Here is a 19509-nt window from a genome sequence, read left to right as displayed (position 1 = left end):
ATGTGATGTCAAAGCTTGAAAAAACGCACGTAACAGAAGCGAAATTTATGCTCCATGGGGGAGACTACAACCCCGATCAGTGGCTGGATCGGCCCGATATTTTAGCTGACGATATCAAACTGATGAAGCTTTCTCATACGAATACGTTTTCTGTCGGCATTTTTGCATGGAGCGCACTTGAGCCGGAGGAGGGCATATATCAATTTGAATGGCTGGATGATATTTTTGAGCGGATTCACAGTATAGGCGGCCGGGTCATATTAGCAACGCCGAGCGGAGCCCGTCCGGCCTGGCTGTCGCAAACCTATCCGGAAGTTTTGCGCGTCAATGCCTCCCGCGTCAAACAGTTGCACGGCGGAAGGCACAACCACTGCCTCACATCTAAAGTCTACCGAGAAAAAACACGGCACATCAACCGCTTATTAGCAGAACGATACGGACATCACCCGGCGCTGTTAATGTGGCACATTTCAAACGAATACGGGGGAGATTGCCACTGTGATCTATGCCAGCATGCTTTCCGGGAGTGGCTGAAATCGAAATATGACAACAGCCTCAAGACATTGAACCAGGCGTGGTGGACTCCTTTTTGGAGCCATACGTTCAATGACTGGTCACAAATTGAAAGCCCTTCGCCGATCGGTGAAAATGGCTTGCATGGCCTGAATTTAGATTGGCGCCGGTTCGTCACCGATCAAACGATTTCGTTTTATAAAAATGAAATCATTCCGCTGAAAGAATTGACGCCTGATATCCCTATCACAACGAATTTTATGGCTGACACAGCGGATTTGATCCCGTATCAGGGCCTCGACTACAGCAAATTTGCAAAGCATGTCGATGTCATCAGCTGGGACGCTTATCCTGTCTGGCACAATGACTGGGAAAGCACAGCTGATTTGGCGATGAAGGTCGGCTTTATCAATGATCTGTACCGAAGCTTGAAACAGCAGCCATTCTTATTAATGGAGTGTACGCCAAGCGCGGTCAATTGGCATAACGTCAACAAGGCAAAGCGCCCGGGCATGAATCTGCTGTCATCCATGCAAATGATTGCCCACGGTTCGGACAGCGTTCTCTATTTCCAATACCGCAAATCACGGGGGTCATCAGAAAAATTACACGGAGCGGTTGTGGATCATGACAATAGCCCGAAGAACCGCGTCTTTCAAGAAGTGGCCAAGGTAGGCGAGACATTGGAACGGCTGTCCGAAGTTGTCGGAACGAAGAGGCCGGCTCAAACCGCGATTTTATATGACTGGGAAAATCATTGGGCGCTCGAGGATGCTCAGGGGTTTGCGAAGGCAACAAAACGTTATCCGCAAACGCTTCAGCAGCATTACCGCACATTCTGGGAACACGATATCCCTGTCGACGTCATCACGAAAGAACAAGACTTTTCACCATATAAACTGCTGATCGTCCCGATGCTGTATTTAATCAGCGAGGACACCATTTCCCGTTTAAAAGCGTTTACGGCTGACGGCGGCACCTTAGTCATGACGTATATCAGCGGGGTTGTGAATGAGCATGACTTAACATACACAAGCGGATGGCATCCGGATCTTCAAGCTATATTTGGAGTTGAGCCTCTTGAAACGGACACCCTATATCCGAAGGATCGAAACGCTGTCAGCTACCGCAGCCAAATATATGAAATGAAGGATTATGCAACTGTGATTGATGTAAATACTGCTTCAGTGGAAGCGGTGTATCAAGAAGATTTTTATGCGCGCACGCCAGCGGTCACAAGCCATGAGTATCAGCAGGGCAAGGCGTATTTTATCGGCGCGCGTTTGGAGGATCAATTTCAGCGTGATTTCTATGAGGGTCTGATCACAGACCTGTCTCTTTCTCCAGTTTTTCCGGTTCGGCACGGAAAAGGCGTCTCCGTACAAGCGAGGCAGGATCAGGACAATGATTATATTTTTGTCATGAATTTTACGGAAGAAAAACAGCTGGTCACGTTTGATCAGAGTGTGAAGGACATAATGACAGGAGACATATTGTCAGGCGACCTGACGATGGAAAAGTATGAAGTGAGAATTGTCGTAAACACACATTAGGCTGATGCTCCGCTCGATATGGGCGGATTCTTTTTTCTATAGAATGAAACCGCTTACTAAGTCTTGGGGGGATGAAATCATGAAAAGCAAAGTGAAAATGTTCTTTGCGGCTGCCATCGTGTGGAGTGCATGTAGTTCAACAGGATATGCCGCTGCCATTGAGAAGGAGAAGCACGTGTCAGAGCTTCGGGCAGAGGATATTTTTGTTAAAAAAGTAGAGGGGATGAACAAGGATTTTATCAAAGGGGCAGATGTGTCCAGCGTTATTGCTTTGGAAAACAGCGGTGTCACCTTTTACAATACAAGCGGAAAACGTCAGGACATCTTTACAACCTTAAAACAGGCTGGGGTCAACTATGTTCGCGTCCGCATCTGGAATCACCCGTATGATTCAAATGGCAATGGATATGGCGGGGGAAACAATGATGTTCAAAAAGCCATCGAAATCGGAAAAAGAGCGACAGCGAACGGAATGAAGGTGCTGGCCGACTTTCACTACTCTGATTTCTGGGCCGATCCAGCGAAACAAAAGGTGCCCAAAGCCTGGGTGAATCTCAGCTTTGAAGCAAAAAAAGCAAAGCTCTATGAGTATACGAAACAAAGCCTGCAAAAGATGATCAAGGAAGGCGTTGACATCGGCATGGTTCAGGTCGGAAATGAAACAACAGGAGGATTTGCCGGTGAGACTGATTGGACGAAGATGTGCCAATTATTTAATGAAGGAAGCCGAGCGGTCAGGGAGACAAATTCAAATATTTTGGTCGCCCTGCATTTTACCAATCCTGAAACGGCTGGAAGGTATTCATTTATTGCGGAAACACTCAGCAAAAACAAAGTGGATTATGATGTGTTTGCGAGCTCCTATTATCCTTTCTGGCATGGCACATTACAAAATTTGACCTCCGTGCTGAAGGCTGTTGCCAATACTTACGGCAAAAAAGTCATGGTGGCGGAGACATCGTACACCTATACCGCTGAAGATGGCGATGGGCATGGAAATACAGCACCAAAAAGCGGGCAGACGCTGCCATATCCAATTTCTGTTCAAGGCCAGGCAACTGCAGTAAGAGATGTAATGGAGGCAGTGGCGAATACGGGCAAAGCAGGACTTGGTGTTTTCTACTGGGAGCCTGCGTGGATTCCGGTCGGACCGAAAACACAGATAGAGAAAAACAAAGTGTTATGGGAAACATACGGGTCAGGGTGGGCTTCCAGCTACGCTGCTGAATACGACCCTGAAGACGCCGGGAAGTGGTATGGGGGAAGTGCTGTAGATAATCAAGCTTTATTTGATTTTAATGGACACCCGCTGCCTTCCTTGCAGGTGTTTCAATATGCGGAGTCAGGACATATTCCAAAGAAACGCTGAAACAAAAAATCCATGAGATGTAACAAATCATTGTTATGTCTCATGGATCATTTTATTTTACATCAACTAATATAAAACATTCGTCATCACTCTTATGATGGGCTTCCTTTTGATGCTGCAGTGATGTAAGGATGTTCTCCTTCAGGTCAGCGATCGGCGAATCAGGATGATCCTTTAGTAAATCATATAAATAACATGAAGCCGTAGAATCCATCACGCCATCTGTATACAGAAGCAATCTTCCGCCCTCCGTGTATGAAAGGCTGCTTGACTGAAATACTAAGTCTTCAAACATTCCGATCGGAGGCGAAGTCGCGTGAAGCAGATGTTGAGTTCCGCTATCGTCCTGCCAAAGTGCCGGCGGATGTCCTGCGTTGACATAATCAATTCTTTGCCGTGCTATGTCAATCTCGAGATAAATAGCAGTGCAATAATGTCTTGCTTCCTCATCATTTTGAAACAAGCTGTGAAGGTGCCGGTCCAATTCCTTCATAACTTTAACGGGGCTGAGACCTTGCGTGATCTGGCGCTGAAACAAAGGATGAAGAGACATCGTAATCAATGCAGATGAAATTCCGTGCCCCATCACATCAAGGATAATAATGCCGTAACGGTGTTCATCGATTTGATAATATCCGTAAAGATCACCTGACAATTCACTCGATGCATTGTAATAAGAGTCAATCTGAACCTGATCGTTTACAATTGGTTCAGTCAACGAGTTTTTCTGGATCTTTCTGGCGAGTTCAAGCTCTCTTTTGGTGTTTAATTTAAATTGTTGATTTTGTTTATTGATCTCAAGAAGTTCTTCTTGTTTTGCTTTCAGCGTTTCCAAGGCAATTTCTAACTCCGCATTGGCTTTCTGTTTGGCAAGCAAAGCTTCTTGGGCCTCATTTCTGGCTATCAGCAGCTCATTTTCATATTCATTTCGCTTTCGCATTGGAATAAGAACACAATCAAAGACAGAAGCCCCGCTATCGTGTCTCGCAATAGCATTGATAAGGACGGGAATTTCTTCTCCATCTCTTGCTTTCAGGGAAATGTATATTTCTTCGATGTGATGCTCTAATTTCAAAAGCGGAAAAAAATAAAGCTGGCAGAAAAGCTGTGCGGGAATGGTCAACATCATATTCATATGCTGGCCGATAACCTGCTCCGGCTCATAATCCAGAATCTTGATAAGGGTACGGTTGGCAGCTATGATCGACCCCTCTTCTGACAAAGCGAGGAAACCGCAGGGTGCATCATTCAATTGTTTGTCCATCTAAGAGGGTCACCTCTATCCCTTTCGTTCCTATATCACACGTGTGCTTTTAAATAATCGCCGATCAGCTGTATCGTCTCATCTGGATGGCTCATATGAGGGCAATGTCCGCGAGCCTCCATTTGTTTCAGACTGCTATAAGGCAGATGCTGATGCATATACTTACCTACTGTTGCAGGTGCGATGATATCATCTGCACATTGGAGAATAAGAGAGGGAACCGTTACCTTCGAAAGATCCTCTCGGTGATCAGAAAAAAACGCCGCTTTCGCGAATTGGCGGGCAATGACAGGATCAGTAGAACAAAAACGGCTTTCAAGCTCTTCCTTAATTTCAGGCCGATCTGGCTGATTCAGAACGGTTGCCGCAAATACAGTCGCCCAGCCGATATAATTTTTCTCCATCATCTCCAGCAAGCCAAGGAGCTGCTCCTCTTCAAATCCTCCGTAATACTCAGGCGGATCATTCAAATAGCAAGGAGAAGGCCCCACCATCACCAGATGGGAAAAAAGCTCCGGGCGGCGGATGGATGCAAGCATCCCAATCAAGGCTCCGACGGAGTGCCCCACAAACACGGTTTCCTTCAGATCTAAAGCTTCACAAACATCAAGAACATCCTGGGCATAGCCGTCAAGTGTCTGGTAACGATTCAGGTCATATGCGCGCAAATCTGAATGTCCCGAACCGACGTAATCAAATAAAATCACCCGATGATCTTCTTCAAAGGCAGGTGCCACGGCATTCCACACGCTTTGATCGCATCCAAAACCAGGTGCGAACATGATAGATGCTTTGCCGCTGCCTTTCACCTTCACATGATTTCTAGACAAAATCGCTTCGTTCATGATTGGCTCCTTTCAGCCGGAAAGTAATATAAAGTTCAATATTTCTATCATAACACTCGGATGGTTTGAAGAGTGTATCTTTCTATGAATGTCACAGCAGTTTAAAAGAAAGAGGACATGGGAGATAGAAAAGATGGATGAATTGGAAGATGCAGGAGGAGGATTGCCTAGACACCGGGGTGAGAAAAAAATGACATTTGTCACTCCATCATCATGACACCCCATACTAACATCGTCTTCTCCGTCATTTTACAATCAATGTAAACGATCAGGAGGTGCTCATGTGATGAAAGAAGCAGTAACAGTAAGCAACGTGACAAAACATTTCCAGCGAAAAACCGCTGTAAACAACATCAGCTTCAGTATTGAAAAAGGAGAAATTGCAGCCATTCTCGGGCCAAATGGGGCAGGGAAGACGACCGTCATCTCGATGATATTAGGATTGCTGAAACCGAGTGAGGGAGAAATCAAACTATTTAACCGGGTTCCCGATGATCAACAGGTTCGTGAAAAAATAGGTGTAATGCTTCAGGAAGTAAGTGTCATGCCGGGCCTTAAGGTGGATGAAATCCTTGAACTTTTCCGGAGCTATTATCCGAATCCATTGTCCATGAAAGAACTCGTTTCGTTAACAGCACTCACCAAAGAAGATTTGAAAACAAGAGCAGAAAAATTATCCGGCGGACAAAAACGCCGTTTGAGCTTTGCTTTGGCTCTTGCCGGGAACCCGGAGCTGCTTATACTTGATGAACCGACAGTCGGCATGGACACTTCATCAAGACACCGATTCTGGCAGACCATTCACGGACTGTCGGACCAAGGAAAAACAATTATTTTTTCAACACATTATTTACAGGAAGCAGACGATGCCGCACAGCGAATCCTATTTTTTACTGAAGGACGGCTTGTTGCAGACGACTCACCAATGCAAATCCGCTCAAGAATGCAAAAACAGTCTGTTTCCTTTACGCTTCATTCAAGTGAATCAGTGGAAAGGCTGTCTTGTCACCCGGAAGTCGAGAGAGTGATCCACGAGCATGAGAGAACCATCATCCAGACATCAAATACAGACAAAGTGTTGGCGCTGATCTTTCAAGAAAACATCCCAGCACGAAATATTCGAATTGAGCAAGCGACGCTCGATGAGGCATTTCGCCAGCTGGCTGACGGCAACAGGGAGGCGATGTGAGTGAACATGCTGCAAAAGCAAAGCATCGCTGAAATGAAAAGGGTGCTTAGGAACAAGTATTTTGTGCTTTGGTCTCTGATCATGCCGATTGCCTTTTATTATTTCTTTACAAATGTAGTAAATACCAACGTCCCTGATCAACGTGCATGGGAAGCCCATTACCTGATGTCGATGACAGTCTTCAGCGTGATGGGTTCCTCTATCATGACGCTTGGCATCCGAATGGTACAAGAACGGTCACAAGGCTGGGCCGCCTTTATCCGCCTTACGCCTCTTCCGGATCATATCTATTTATCAGCTCAGATGATCGGCCAAAGTGTCATTCACGTTTTATCAATTACCGTCATATTTCTGTTCGGCGCAATCATCAATGATATTGCCTTGTCACCGTTTGAATGGTTGATGAGCGGACTGTGGATTTTGTTTGGCGCATTGCCTTTTTTAGCATTAGGTACACTAATCGGCCTCATGAGAAAAGTAGAAACAGCGGCCGGAATCAGTAATGTGCTTTATATGCTGCTGGCTTTAGGCGGAGGGATGTGGATGCCGTTTGAGGTCATGCCTGACATGATGCAGAGCATTGGCCAGCGGCTTCCGTCTTATCATTTCGGGAGCGGAGCGTGGGAACTTGTCCGGGGTGGGAGTCCGACTTGGAAAAATATTCTGATATTAATCGCTTATATGATGCTCTTCATGCTACTATCTAAATACATAAGAAGAAAACAAGAAGCGGTGTAATACATGAAAAAGGCAATATCTATTTTCCCGAAGGAATTCGGGTTTTTCCCTTATATCTTTCTGGTGTATACGATTATGCCGTTCCTCTCTTTATTAAAAGAATCAGGTGTCAAACAGGGGATCGGATATGGCATGCTGCTCCTTTTTGTAGCGGCATATCGCCAGTTATTCTGCAGCGTGGGCAAAGCTTCGTTTACATATTGGCTTATCGTGCAAATGGCGGTTATTTTGATGTATAGTGTGTTTTACAATATCACCTATATATACTTAGGTTTTTTCCCGGCAAACTTTGTTGGCTATTTCAAAGAGAAAACGAATTTTAACCGTGCGTTCTGCGCTTTAATCTTTATACTGCTTTTTCCATGCCTATACCAATTTATCGCGAATTCGGTCTCGCTCCGGGAGCTTTTTTCTGTTCTCCCGTTTCTCGTCATTATGCTCATTTCTCCATTCGGCATTCGTTCTATGTTTCGGAGAATTGAGCTTGAAAATAAGCTTGCACAAGCCAACGAACAGATAAAAGAACTCTCTAAAAGAGAGGAGCGTGTTCGAATCGCCCGTGATCTTCACGATACTCTTGGCCACACCCTGTCGCTGCTTACATTAAAAAGCCAGCTCATTCAGCGGCTGGCTGCATCTGATCCAGAACGGACCAAGCTTGAGGCAAAAGAAATGGAAACCAGCTCACGATCCGCACTCAAGCAAGTTCGAGAGCTGGTTTCTGATATGAGGACGGTCACGATAACAGAGGAGCTCGTAAACATTCAGCACATATTAAGAGCGGGGAACATTACCTTTCAATACGAAGGGGCCGACGACTTTTCAGCGATATCTCCCGTCACTCAAAATATTATCAGTATGTGTATGCGGGAAGCCGTGACTAACATTATCAAGCACAGCAAAGCAACCCACTGTGCCATCACCATTTCTCAGTTTGCTGACAAAATGAGGATCGTGATACGGGATGACGGAAAGGGAGCGCCGAAGGAGAAAATGTTTGGGAATGGCCTGCGGGGAATGGAAGAACGGCTCATGCTCATTGAAGGGGGATTAACGGTTTCAGATCATAACGGAACGGTTGTGGCACTGACGATTCCGCTTATTAAAAAAGCAGAATGATTGGAGGACGAAAAGAATGATTCGTCTGTTTATTGCTGAGGACCAGCGAATGCTTTTAGGCGCTTTGGGATCTTTGCTTGATTTAGAAGAGGATATGACAGTCATCGGACAAGCATTAAACGGGGAAGAGGCGCTACATGCTATTTTGAAGCTGGAGCCGGATGTATGCATTATGGACATTGAAATGCCGGTTCGAAGCGGGCTGGATGTGGCAGAGGAATTAATGAAAAAAGGCTGCGTCAGCAAGGTCATTATTTTAACCACCTTTGCTCGCCCCGGATATTTTGAACGCGCCGTAAAGGCCGGTGCACATGGCTATCTGCTGAAAGACGGCGAAATTGACGATCTGGCCGATGCCATTCGAAAATGTGTAAAGGGAAAACGTGTCTTCAGCCCTGAGCTGACGTTTAATATGATGCGAGACGAAAATCCGCTAACCGTTAGAGAGCAAGAAATTCTGAGGCTTGCGGCTTTAGGCAAGACAACAAAAGACATTACGCTGGAGCTCTATTTATCTCAAGGCACAGTTCGAAACTATATCTCAGAAATCATCCAAAAGCTTAATGCGAAAAATCGGACAGAAGCCGCCAGCATTGCTGAGGAAAAGGGCTGGATTTAACCATATACTGCACTCCTGGGAGATCGGGAGTGTTTTTGATATGCCACAAATGAAAATATCCCTAGAAAACCCTTCCCTTCTATTATCAGAATAGTGTACGATATTCATATAGTTATTTTAACTCAGGTCATCAGATGACCTGATCATATATTGGGGATGAGAGAGGGGTTCATCATGAAAGTCTCACTTTTTGTCACTTGTCTTGTTGATATGTTTCAAACAAATGTCGGAAAAGCAACGGTTGAGCTGCTGGAGCGGCTTGGGTGTGAGGTTGATTTTCCGGAAGGGCAGATTTGCTGCGGGCAGCCGGCTTACAACAGCGGCTATGTAAATGACGCCAAAAAAGCAATGAAACGGATGATCGAAACGTTTCAGGATTCCGAATATGTTGTCAGTCCTTCCGGTTCCTGCACAACGATGTTCCGGGAGTATCCGCACCTTTTTCAGGATGATCCGAAATGGGCCGATAAAGCGCAAAAGCTGGCGGATAAAACGTATGAACTGACAGATTTTATTGTGAACGTACTTGGAGTAGAGGATGTCGGCGCGACCCTTCATACAAAAGCGACCTTACATACGTCGTGCCATATGACTAGGCTGCTGGGTGTTCGGGAGGAGCCGATGAAGCTGTTGAGCCATGTGAAGGGCCTGCAGTTTACAGAGCTTCCGGGCAAACATAACTGCTGCGGATTCGGAGGAACGTTCTCCGTCAAGATGGCGCAGATTTCTGAGCAGATGGTCGATGAAAAAGTCGAATGTGTGGAGGAAACGGGAGCAGAGGTGCTGATCGGTGCTGACTGCGGCTGTTTGATGAATATCGGGGGACGGCTTGGCCGAAAAGATAAGAATGTCAAAGTGATGCACATCGCCGAAGTGCTCAACAGCAGATAAAACTGGATTCAGAGGGGGAAAGGATCATGGCGATGAAAATCGGTACTGACGCTTTTAAAGAGCGGGTATCACAGGGGATTGATAATGAATTTATGAGAGGCGCTGTTTCGGGTGCACAGGAGCGTCTGCGGACGCGGCGCCTAGAGGCAGCAGAAGAACTGGGAAACTGGGAGGAGTGGCGCTCATTATCAGAGGAAATCAGGCAGCATGTCCTTGAAAACCTTGATTTCTATCTTGGACAGCTTGCCGAAAATGTGGCGAAAAGAGGCGGACATGTCTATTTCGCGGAAACAGCGGAAGAGGCGTCTTCTTATATTCGTGATGTCATTCAAAAGAAGAACGGGAAGAAAATTGTGAAATCTAAATCAATGGTCACAGAGGAAATCAATCTGAATGAGGTGCTGGAGAAGGAAGGCTGTGAAGTCGTAGAAACCGATCTCGGCGAGTATATTTTGCAGATCGATGATCACGATCCGCCGTCACATATCGTAGCGCCCGCCCTCCATAAAAATAAAGAGCAGATACGCGATGTGTTTAAAGAAAGGCTGGACTATCAACATACAGAAAAACCGGAAGAGCTGGTGATGCATGCGCGCGCCATTCTCCGGAAAAAGTTTCTGGAAGCGGATATCGGCATTACCGGCTGTAACTTCGCCATCGCTGACACGGGTTCTGTCAGCCTTGTGACCAATGAAGGAAATGGACGGCTTGTGAGCACCTTGCCGAAAACACAAATTACCGTCATGGGAATGGAGCGGATTGTCCCGTCATTTTCTGAATTTGAAGTGCTTGTCAGCATGCTGACAAGAAGTGCTGTCGGACAGCGGCTGACAAGTTATATTACAGCTTTGACGGGTCCGAAGCTGGAAGGTGAAGTGGACGGTCCGGAAGAATTCCATCTTGTCATCGTTGACAATGGACGATCCAATATCCTTGGAACGGAATTCCAGTCTGTGCTGCAATGTATCCGCTGTGCCGCCTGTATCAATGTCTGTCCTGTGTACCGCCATGTCGGCGGACATTCATACGGCTCAATCTACTCGGGACCGATCGGAGCGGTTTTATCGCCGTTGCTCGGCGGTTATGACGATTATAAGGAGCTGCCGTACGCGTCTTCACTGTGCGCTGCTTGTTCAGAAGCCTGCCCGGTCAAAATCCCGCTTCATGAGCTGCTACTCAAGCATCGTCAGAATATCGTCGAAAAAGAAGGCAGAGCGCCGATCAGTGAAAAGCTTGCAATGAAAGCATTCGGACTTGGCGCATCCTCTTTATCGCTTTACAAAATGGGCTCAAAATGGGCGCCGGCCGCCATGACGCCTTTTACAGAGGACGAAAAAATTTCGAAAGGGCCCGGCCCGCTTAAAAATTGGACACAGATCCGTGACTTCCCGGCACCGCATAAATCGAGATTCAGAGACTGGTTTGCGGACAGAGAAACATGTGAACGCACGAAGGAGGAGCAGTGATGACGAAGGGAACCATTCAGAATCAAGAGAGCTTTTTAAATCGAATCGCATCCAGCCTGGGCCGTGAAAGAAGAACAGGAGGCGTGGCAGTCCCTGAATGGGCGCATCAGCCGCAATATAAAACACTTGAAGGTTATTCAGCGGATGACTTAGTCACAGTGCTCAAAAACCATTGTGTCAAAATCCATACAGAGCTGATTGAAACGGATTCAACCGGCCTTTATGATGCCCTGCGCGAGCAAGTCAGCCGCTTTTCCGGAGGCCCTGTCATCATTCCGAAGGACCCCCGCTTTGAAGAATACGGACTGAAAAGCCTGCTCACCAAGGACTGGCCGAGTGAAGGAACGCCGGTCTGGGAGTGGGATGCTGACAAAGGCGAGGAAAATATCAAAAAAGCGGAGCAAGCCAATGTAGGGATTACATTCAGCGAAATTACATTGGCTGAGTCGGGGACGGTTGTCCTCTTCTCCTCAAAAGACATCGGCCGATCTGTCAGCCTTCTGCCGACGACTTATATTGCGATCGTGCCGAAATCAAGCATTGTACCGAGAATGACACAAGCCAGTGATATCATCCGCCAAAACATTGCGAACGGTGACACTGTTCCTTCATGTATCAACTACATTACCGGACCGAGCAACTCAGCAGACATTGAAATGGATTTAGTTGTGGGAGTGCACGGACCTGTAAAGGCAGCATATATTCTCGTCTCTGACCGCTGAACTCAGGAAGCCCGGCAGGCATATGCCGGGCTTTTTGCTTGAAGAAACTTCAACTTCCAATTTTTTGGCCGATGAGAAGAGTATGACTTGATACAGGAGGAAATGCGATGAAAAAATGGCTGATCATAGCGGTTTCACTGGCGATTGCGATTGTTCTGTTTATGTATACAAAAGGAGAAGCGAAGGCAGCCGGAATGACACTAGGCTACACGACTGGGGATACGGCTTCATACAATTCTCTTACGAAATATCATACATACATGAATGCCATCGCAACCGATACATTTGCGTTTGAAAAAAACGGACGAATCATTGGCGATGCCCCAAGCAAGCAGCTGACATATGCGAAAAAGAAAAAAATCAAGACATGGGCTGTCATTTCAAACTATAATGATGCCATTTATGATTTTGACGGAGATTTAGCGAGTCGAGTCATGAGTAATAAAACAGCGAAAAAACGATTCACAGATCAGTTAATTACACTGGCCAAAAAGCACTCATATTACGGAATTAATATCGATTTTGAAGCAGTAAATCCAGAAGACCGCGCTGCGTACTCGACCTTCATTCAATATGTCTGACAGGCTTTGAACAAGAAACATATTAAAACAATGGTATCCGTTCCGGCCAAAAGCGCCGATGATAAAAATGATGACTGGAGCTGGCCGTATGATTATGCGAAAATCGGCAAATATGCCGACTTCGTACAAGTCATGACCTACGACGAACATGGCATTTGGGGTGAGCCAGGGTCAGTGGCAAGCACAAACTGGATCAAAAGCTCTCTGCAGTTTTCAGTCAAAAAGATCAAAGCCAATAAAGTCATCATGGGAATCCCTGCGTACGGCTATGACTGGGATGTAAAAGACGGAAGTACCAGCACAATAAGGGAATGGAATGAGCTCAAATCCCTCATCAAAAAACAAAAAGCAAAGCCGGCATTCAACAAAAAATCAGGCTCGATGACGTTTTCTTATGTTGACAAAAAGAAGCATAAACATGTCGTGTGGTATGAAAACGAAAAAACCGTTCAAACGAAAAGCCATCTGGCAAAGCAATATAAAATAGCAGGTGTTTCAGTTTACGCATTAGGAAACGAGTCAGAATCCTTTTGGAAAGCCATTCGAAAAGGGACAAAATAACAGTTTCTTTTTTCTCTGAAGTTATTGACAGTTAAAAGAGAAGCACGTATATTATGTTAATATATTCAGATCATAAAATTTGAGTTTTTCAGAAAACTAAAACACATAGATTGGGAGCAGTAAAAGAAAGTGATCAGAACAGAGAACTGCGGGGTGGTGCGACGCAGCCTGATTCTTCTTTGAACTCGCCCGGGAGTGGTAAGACGGAACGGAATAGATTGAATATTCCCTATGTTTTAACGGCTAACCTTCGTTACAGGTCAAAAGCAGGATTCTTCATGAAGAATCAACAAGAGTGGTACCGCGGTCAGCCGAAGGCTCGTCGTCTCTTTATCTATTAGATTAGGTAGGAGACGGCGGGCTTTTTTGTTTTTGAAAACGAGAAGGAGAGGTAGAAGAGGATGAAAAACGACAATCAAACGTTAAAACGCACGATGACGTCCCGCCATATTATGATGATGGCGCTGGGCGGCGCAATCGGCGCAGGTTTATTTAAGGGGAGCAGCTCAGCGATCGATGTGGCAGGGCCATCTGTAATTCTCGCATATCTGCTCGGCGGGATTATTTTGCTGTTTATTATGCAGGGGCTGGCGGAAATGGCTGTTCGAAACCGTAACGCCAGAACCTTCCGTGATCTTGTCCAGCAGGTATTGGGAAATTACGCCGCTTACTTTTTGGACTGGATCTACTGGAAAATGTGGGTGCTTAACATTGCGGCTGAAGCTGTTGTAGCTGCGATTTTCATTCAATATTGGCTGCCGGGCTGCCCGATCTGGGTGTTGGCATTAGGAATTTCTCTTATCGTCACGATTGTAAACTTGCTTTCTGTTAAAATCTTCGCCGAAACCGAATATTGGCTGGCAATGATCAAGATTACCGTTATTATTATCTTTATTATTCTGGGATTGCTGCTCTTATTTGTATCATTCGGTGATCATACAGCATCCGGATTTTCAAATCTGACAGACCACGGCGGATTTTTCCCGCACGGCGGCACAGGGCTGATCACGGCGATGCTTGTCGTCATCTACTCTTACGGCGGTACAGAAATTATCGGTGTAACGCTTGCAGAGACAAAAAATCCGGAAAAGGTTGTCCCGAAAGCTGTCCGCAGCACACTGACACGGATTGTCGCGTTTTACCTGCTGCCGTTTTTCATCATCGTCAGCCTGATTCCATGGAACCAAGTCAATTCCGTCCCGGAAAGTCCTTTCGTGATGGTCTTTAAAATGGTAGGCATTCCGGGCGCGGATCATATCATGAATGCAGTCATCCTGCTGGCGATCATTTCTTCTATGAATTCAGGTTTATACGGATCATCACGCATTTTGTATACACAGGCAAGTGACGGAAGGCTTCCAAAGGTCTTCTCGAAGCTTTCATCGAAAAACGTACCGATGTTTGCGATTCTGATGTGCACTTCTTCTCTCTATATTGGCGTATTGATTTCTCTGTTCGCAGGAAGCCAAACATTTAATTATTTAATGGGATCATTGGGATATACCGTTTTATTCATTTGGCTGATCATCGGATTCGCTCATTTAAAATCGAGAAAACAGCAAACGGAAACACCGGCCTATTATGTAAAATGGTTCCCGTACACGACATGGTTTGCGATTGTGGCATTACTCGCCATTCTGATCGGGGTCATCATGACAACATCAATTGTCATTACCGGCATTACTGCGGCGATCTACCTTTTGATTACAGTTGCATATTTGGTCAAAGGACGCAAGCATCAGTAAATAAGAAACCCTCTTGCCGCATCCGGCAAGAGGGTTTTTATTATTGTGCAGCTTTCTCGTTTATACCAATCGCCGCAGCTTTCTGCGCTTTTGATTTTGTATTCACGAGACAGATGCTCGTGACAATCAGCAGCAGCCCTGCCAAGAGGCTAAGGGTGAGCGGTTCATGCAGGAAAATGGAGCTGGCCACGATTGATATGAGCGGAATCAAAAAAGTATAAGATGCGACCTTGCTTGCTTCTCCTGAACCGACAAGCGTAAAAAAGACAAGCCAGCCGAGTGCGATAACGAATACGGAGATAAACAGCAGGCTCGTGATAAACGGAGCTGTCCATTGGATCGCCGAAAAGCTTTCTGTCCAAAAGCCGGATATAAGCAGAAACACGCTTCCGATCGTCAGCTGCAGAGCGACCATCCAGATGGAATCGACGCGGCTGCCTGTTTTTTTCATATATACCGTCCCGAGCGCCCAGCTGATTGCGGAGCCGAGAGCCAGCAGAACCCCAATGACAGAAATATGCCCGCCAAAGCCCGCAGCACTAATGACGGCTACTCCCGCAAAACCGAGGATGAGTCCGATCACTTTCATTACAAACATGGATTCGCCGAGCCACAGCCAAGAAAATACACCCATCAGAACAGGCTGGAAGAAGACGATTGCAGAAAACAGGCCGGCCGGAAGATAATTCAGCCCGATCGTTTGCAGGCCGTAGAATAACGTAATATTTAAAAGAGCAGAAACAAGATAAATCGGCCACGTTTCTTTTAAGCGTAATTTATGAATACGCGGCAGTGCGACAATGACTAATAAAAGCCCGCCGATCAGCGTTCGGATGCCCGCGAACAATAATGGCGGAGAATAGGCGAGCGCGGCTTTGGACAGCGGCCAATTGACGCCCCACATGATGACGAGAAATGCGAGCAGGAGAGCTGTCCGCGTTTTTGAGAGCTGCTTCATTGTTCATTCACTCCTTGTAGAACTTTTCCATCATATGATACGGTAGAACATAAGATAAATAAAATGAATCTTTTTTATAAGGAGCATAAGTAAATTGTTATGACCATTACTCAATTAAAGGTTTTTGTGAAAATAGCTGAAACGGGAAGCTTTACAAAAGCGGGTCAGGCGCTGAACATGACACAGCCGGCTGTCAGCCATGCGATTTCTGCGATCGAAGCTGAGCTTGATGTAAAGCTGATCATTCGTGACCGCCGCAATGGCCTGATGCTGACGGATACGGGAAAACAGATCTTAGTACACATCAGAGAAGTCTTAAAAGGCATTGAAAAAGTTGAGCAGGTAGCAGCAGCGGAAAAAGGGCTTGAACTGGGAACGATCCATATCGGCACATTCTCAACTGCCTCGGCTTATTTTATGCCGAAGCTGATCAGTGAATTTAAACAAAAATATCCGAAACTTGAGCTCGTGCTGCACGAGGGAACTGTAAATGAAGTCAAGGAGTGGCTTCATACGCGGATGATAGATGTTGGGATTCTTCTGTATCCAACAGAGGAGATGGAGTACATTCATTTGAAAAAAGACAAAATGGCTGTCGTGCTCAGGGACGATCACCCGCTTGCCAGTCATTCAGCCATTACGCTGAAAGATCTTGACCATGAACCGATGATCGTCTGTGACGGCGGCTATGAATCACCATTTATCGATATGTTCAGGCAGGCGGGTGCTACGCTGCACCCAGCTTTCACGGTCTATAACATCAACACCTCGATCAGTATGATCAGAGAAGGACTGGGCCTGGCCATTTTATCAGAAATGTCCATGTCGGGGATGCCGCTGCCAGAGCATGTGGTGACCCGGGAATTGGACCCGCAGGTATACCGTGATGTGCAGCTTGCTGTTCCGTCGCTAAAGGAGGCTTCTCTGGCGGCTAAGCTCTTTATTGAGATGGCTAAGGAGCTGTTTGGAGCAGAATAATGTTCCAAACCGTTCGTTTTATATTGTTCGAATTTCATCGAATCAAATTCTTTTATTCCTGAATGCAGTTGTGTTATGGTGTGATAGAAGTTCTTTCAATCATGACCTGACAGCTTTGGGCTGTTTACTGATAACACATTTGCAAAGGAGAACAATATGTCTAACAACCAACGCAAAGATACCTTGCTTTCTGTCTTGAATTTATCTCCGGTTGTTCAGGGAGGAACGATTGCAGAATCATTCCGAAACAGCATGGACTTGGCGCGCCGGGCAGAGGAATGGGGCTATCACCGTTACTGGCTTGCTGAACATCATAATATAGAAGGTGTTGCAAGCTCTGCCACCGCAGTTTTGATTGGCCATATTGCCGGAGGCACGAAGAAAATCCGCGTCGGTTCCGGCGGCATTATGCTCCCGAACCACTCTTCATTAGTCATTGCTGAACAATTCGGCACACTGGAAACACTGTATCCCGGGCGGATTGATCTGGGGCTTGGACGTGCGCCGGGAACAGACCAGTTGACAGCCAGAGCACTCCGCAGAAACATCAACAGCGGGGAGGATTTTCCAGAACAATTAGAGGAACTGCGCAATTATTTTAAACCGTCAGGAAATGTGCGCAATCAAGTTCGCGCCATTCCCGGAGAGGGCATAGATGTGCCGATTTGGCTGCTGGGCTCAAGCGGCTTCAGCGCCCGTCTGGCAGGTGAACTAGGTCTTCCGTTTGCCTTTGCCGCTCATTTCTCACCAGCGAATACGGTTCCTGCATTGGAGCTTTACCGCAATTCCTTCACGCCGTCAGACGTGCTCGACGAACCGTATGCGATGGTCGGTGTCACCATTATCGCGGCAGATACAAACGAGAAAGCGCAGCACCTTGCGACTTCGCATTATCAAAGGTTTCTTGATCTTGTCCGCGGTACGCCGAACCAGCTTAAACCGCCTGTTGAGGATATGGATCAAATTTGGAGCCCGTATGAAAAAGCGATGGTCAATGAGCAGCTGAGCTCCACGATTGTCGGAGGTCCGGAAGAAGTGAAGGCGAAGCTTGAAGATTTCGTCAAAACGACACAGGCTGACGAAATTATGGTTAACTCAGAAACCTTTGAACACGCAGACAGAATGCGTTCGTTTGAAATCATCGCTGACGTTTGGAAAAACAGATAACGGCTATAAAAAAAGCAATGTAGCGGGGAGACCCATACATTGCTTTTTTTATTCATTCAGTTTTCGTGCGGACTGGCGAATGATCAACTCAGGCTCAAATATGACATCCTCTTGCTTCGGCTTTTTATGCTCTAAGCAGTCAATGACATATTTGGCGGCTGCTTTTCCAAGCACTGATTTCGGATGTTTGACAGAGGTTAGTTTCACTTCTGAGATTTGGGCGAAATGTGAATCATCGTACCCGACAATAGACATATCCTCCGGCACTTTAAGATCCATCTCCCTCAGCATATCAATCACCTTCAGCGCAATTTCATCGTTATAACAAAGAATGGCTGTCGGCATGTGCTTGCTGTTTTTCTCCAGTGTGGCTTTTACTTTCTTCAGAAGTTTTGATTCTTTTTCTTCCGTTGTAAATGTCACGATCATATCCGGAGAAGGAAACAACTCGCGCTCCCGGTGCGCCTGTATAAATCCGTTCATCCGTTTCACGCCTTGTGTGTCATCAGCTTTAAAAATACCCATCATATGCGTGTGGCCGAGAGAAAGCAAATGCTCCGCCGCCATCATCCCGCCTTTCACATCATCCAAGGTAAAACTTGGCGCGGCAAGCTCGGCATATGACGCGTTAATCATCGCAAAAGGAATGCCGTTTTTCTCCAAGTTCAGATAATAGCCGATGTTTGGGGTTTGAAGGGCGCTTTTTGTCGGTTCTACGATGAGTCCGTCAATATGCTGGGACAGCAGGTTTTCTAAGCCTCTTCTTTCGTTGTCCGGGTTGTTGTTTGTGCTTGTCAAAAGCATAGAATACCCCTGCTCGCTTAAATAGGACTCGATTCCTCTGATGATGCTCGGGAAAATATAGTCTGATATGTAGGTTGTCAAAACACCGATCGTTTTATTGGAATGCAGCGCTGACTTAGCAGAGCGTGAAGCGACAAAGGTGCCTCCGCCTTGCACGCTGTACAGCAGACCTTGTGATACGAGGTCTCCGATCGCTTTGCGGATGGTATGCCGGCTGACGCCGAATTGCTGCATTAATTCGTTTTCGGTAGGGATTTTTTGATCGGGCAGTATTTTGCCTTGATTAATCCATGAACTGATTTCTTCTTTTACTTGCGCGTATTTTGGTAACATATCCATTCCTCCAAAATGTATACGGACAAATTTCAGTATATCACAGCGTTCTTTGTAAGAAAACATTGACAGAAAATGCAAACAAGATTATTCT

16 protein-coding genes, 1 pseudogene and 1 other annotated feature are annotated in these 19509 nt (G+C 46.1%); of the genes and pseudogenes, 13 read left to right on the top strand and 4 right to left on the bottom strand.

Annotation, left to right across the window (positions count from 1 at the left end; all coding sequences use genetic code 11):
• The first annotated feature begins 2 nt into the window (after positions 1–2).
• Complete coding sequence (ganA, locus tag AC07VD_RS01635) at positions 3–2066, top strand: beta-galactosidase GanA (protein WP_494721586.1); 2064 nt, start codon at positions 3–5, stop codon at positions 2064–2066.
• 79 nt (positions 2067–2145) lie between these two features.
• Complete coding sequence (gene ganB / locus AC07VD_RS01630) at positions 2146–3435, top strand: arabinogalactan endo-beta-1,4-galactanase (protein ID WP_134154485.1); 1290 nt, start codon at positions 2146–2148, stop codon at positions 3433–3435.
• A 52-nt stretch (positions 3436–3487) separates the two neighbouring features.
• Here the strand turns inward: ganB and rsbP are convergent, their stop codons facing one another.
• Positions 3488–4699, bottom strand: coding sequence for a phosphoserine phosphatase RsbP (gene rsbP / locus AC07VD_RS01625; RefSeq protein WP_494721587.1), 1212 nt, complete (start codon positions 4697–4699; stop codon positions 3488–3490).
• Positions 4700–4734: 35 nt separating this feature from the next.
• On the bottom strand, positions 4735–5544 hold the full coding sequence (gene rsbQ / locus AC07VD_RS01620) for a sigma factor SigB/phosphatase RsbP regulator RsbQ (RefSeq protein ID WP_003228292.1): 810 nt from the start codon (positions 5542–5544) through the stop codon (positions 4735–4737).
• Positions 5545–5827: 283 nt separating this feature from the next.
• Between rsbQ and AC07VD_RS01615 the strand changes: the two genes are divergently transcribed.
• The 9 genes and pseudogenes from AC07VD_RS01615 to AC07VD_RS01575 all read left to right on the top strand — a co-directional run bounded on the left by AC07VD_RS01615 (position 5828) and on the right by AC07VD_RS01575 (position 15175).
• Entirely contained in the window at positions 5828–6733 is a 906-nt protein-coding gene (locus tag AC07VD_RS01615; RefSeq protein WP_336804399.1) for an ABC transporter ATP-binding protein, read from the top strand.
• Positions 6734–7471, top strand: coding sequence for an ABC transporter permease (locus AC07VD_RS01610; RefSeq protein ID WP_494721588.1), 738 nt, complete (start codon positions 6734–6736; stop codon positions 7469–7471).
• 3 nt (positions 7472–7474) lie between these two features.
• Positions 7475–8590, top strand: coding sequence for a two-component system sensor histidine kinase YvfT (yvfT, locus tag AC07VD_RS01605; RefSeq protein WP_029318384.1), 1116 nt, complete (start codon positions 7475–7477; stop codon positions 8588–8590).
• Positions 8591–8606: 16 nt separating this feature from the next.
• Entirely contained in the window at positions 8607–9209 is a 603-nt protein-coding gene (yvfU, locus tag AC07VD_RS01600; protein ID WP_015251201.1) for a two-component system response regulator YvfU, read from the top strand.
• Positions 9210–9383: 174 nt separating this feature from the next.
• Positions 9384–10100 (top strand): lactate utilization iron-sulfur protein LutA, encoded by a 717-nt coding sequence (gene lutA / locus AC07VD_RS01595; RefSeq protein ID WP_024573483.1) that lies wholly within the window; start codon positions 9384–9386, stop codon positions 10098–10100.
• Positions 10101–10126: 26 nt separating this feature from the next.
• On the top strand, positions 10127–11566 hold the full coding sequence (lutB, locus tag AC07VD_RS01590; RefSeq protein WP_485919708.1) for a lactate utilization iron-sulfur protein LutB: 1440 nt from the start codon (positions 10127–10129) through the stop codon (positions 11564–11566).
• Positions 11566–12288: a lactate utilization protein LutC gene (lutC, locus tag AC07VD_RS01585; protein WP_064671573.1), complete on the top strand. Its 723-nt coding sequence runs from the start codon at positions 11566–11568 to the stop codon at positions 12286–12288. The genes lutB and lutC overlap by 1 nt, the downstream gene beginning before the upstream one ends.
• A gap of 107 nt (positions 12289–12395) precedes the next feature.
• Positions 12396–13430 (top strand): annotated as a pseudogene (locus AC07VD_RS01580) (glycosyl hydrolase family 18 protein).
• A gap of 97 nt (positions 13431–13527) precedes the next feature.
• Positions 13528–13763 (top strand) — a binding site (T-box leader).
• A gap of 68 nt (positions 13764–13831) precedes the next feature.
• On the top strand, positions 13832–15175 hold the full coding sequence (locus AC07VD_RS01575; protein WP_101169610.1) for an amino acid permease: 1344 nt from the start codon (positions 13832–13834) through the stop codon (positions 15173–15175).
• Positions 15176–15215: 40 nt separating this feature from the next.
• Here AC07VD_RS01575 and AC07VD_RS01570 read toward each other — a convergent pair whose 3' ends face one another.
• The gene (locus AC07VD_RS01570; RefSeq protein ID WP_029946021.1) at positions 15216–16133 is read right to left on the bottom strand and encodes a DMT family transporter; all 918 of its coding nucleotides are present in this window, start codon (positions 16131–16133) and stop codon (positions 15216–15218) included.
• A 99-nt stretch (positions 16134–16232) separates the two neighbouring features.
• Here AC07VD_RS01570 and AC07VD_RS01565 point away from each other — a divergent pair, with 99 nt between their 5' ends.
• Positions 16233–17111, top strand: coding sequence for a LysR family transcriptional regulator (locus AC07VD_RS01565; RefSeq protein WP_003243271.1), 879 nt, complete (start codon positions 16233–16235; stop codon positions 17109–17111).
• Between the two features lie 156 nt (positions 17112–17267).
• The gene (locus tag AC07VD_RS01560; RefSeq protein ID WP_003228318.1) at positions 17268–18278 is read left to right on the top strand and encodes an LLM class flavin-dependent oxidoreductase; all 1011 of its coding nucleotides are present in this window, start codon (positions 17268–17270) and stop codon (positions 18276–18278) included.
• 48 nt (positions 18279–18326) lie between these two features.
• Here the strand turns inward: AC07VD_RS01560 and araR are convergent, their stop codons facing one another.
• Positions 18327–19415, bottom strand: coding sequence for an arabinose utilization transcriptional regulator AraR (gene araR / locus AC07VD_RS01555; protein ID WP_456521161.1), 1089 nt, complete (start codon positions 19413–19415; stop codon positions 18327–18329).
• Positions 19416–19509 lie beyond the last annotated feature (94 nt).

The sequence above is a fragment of the Bacillus sp. GW821-FHT01G09 genome, from assembly GCF_059422205.1.
This window is presented reverse-complemented; position numbering and strand designations above follow the sequence as displayed.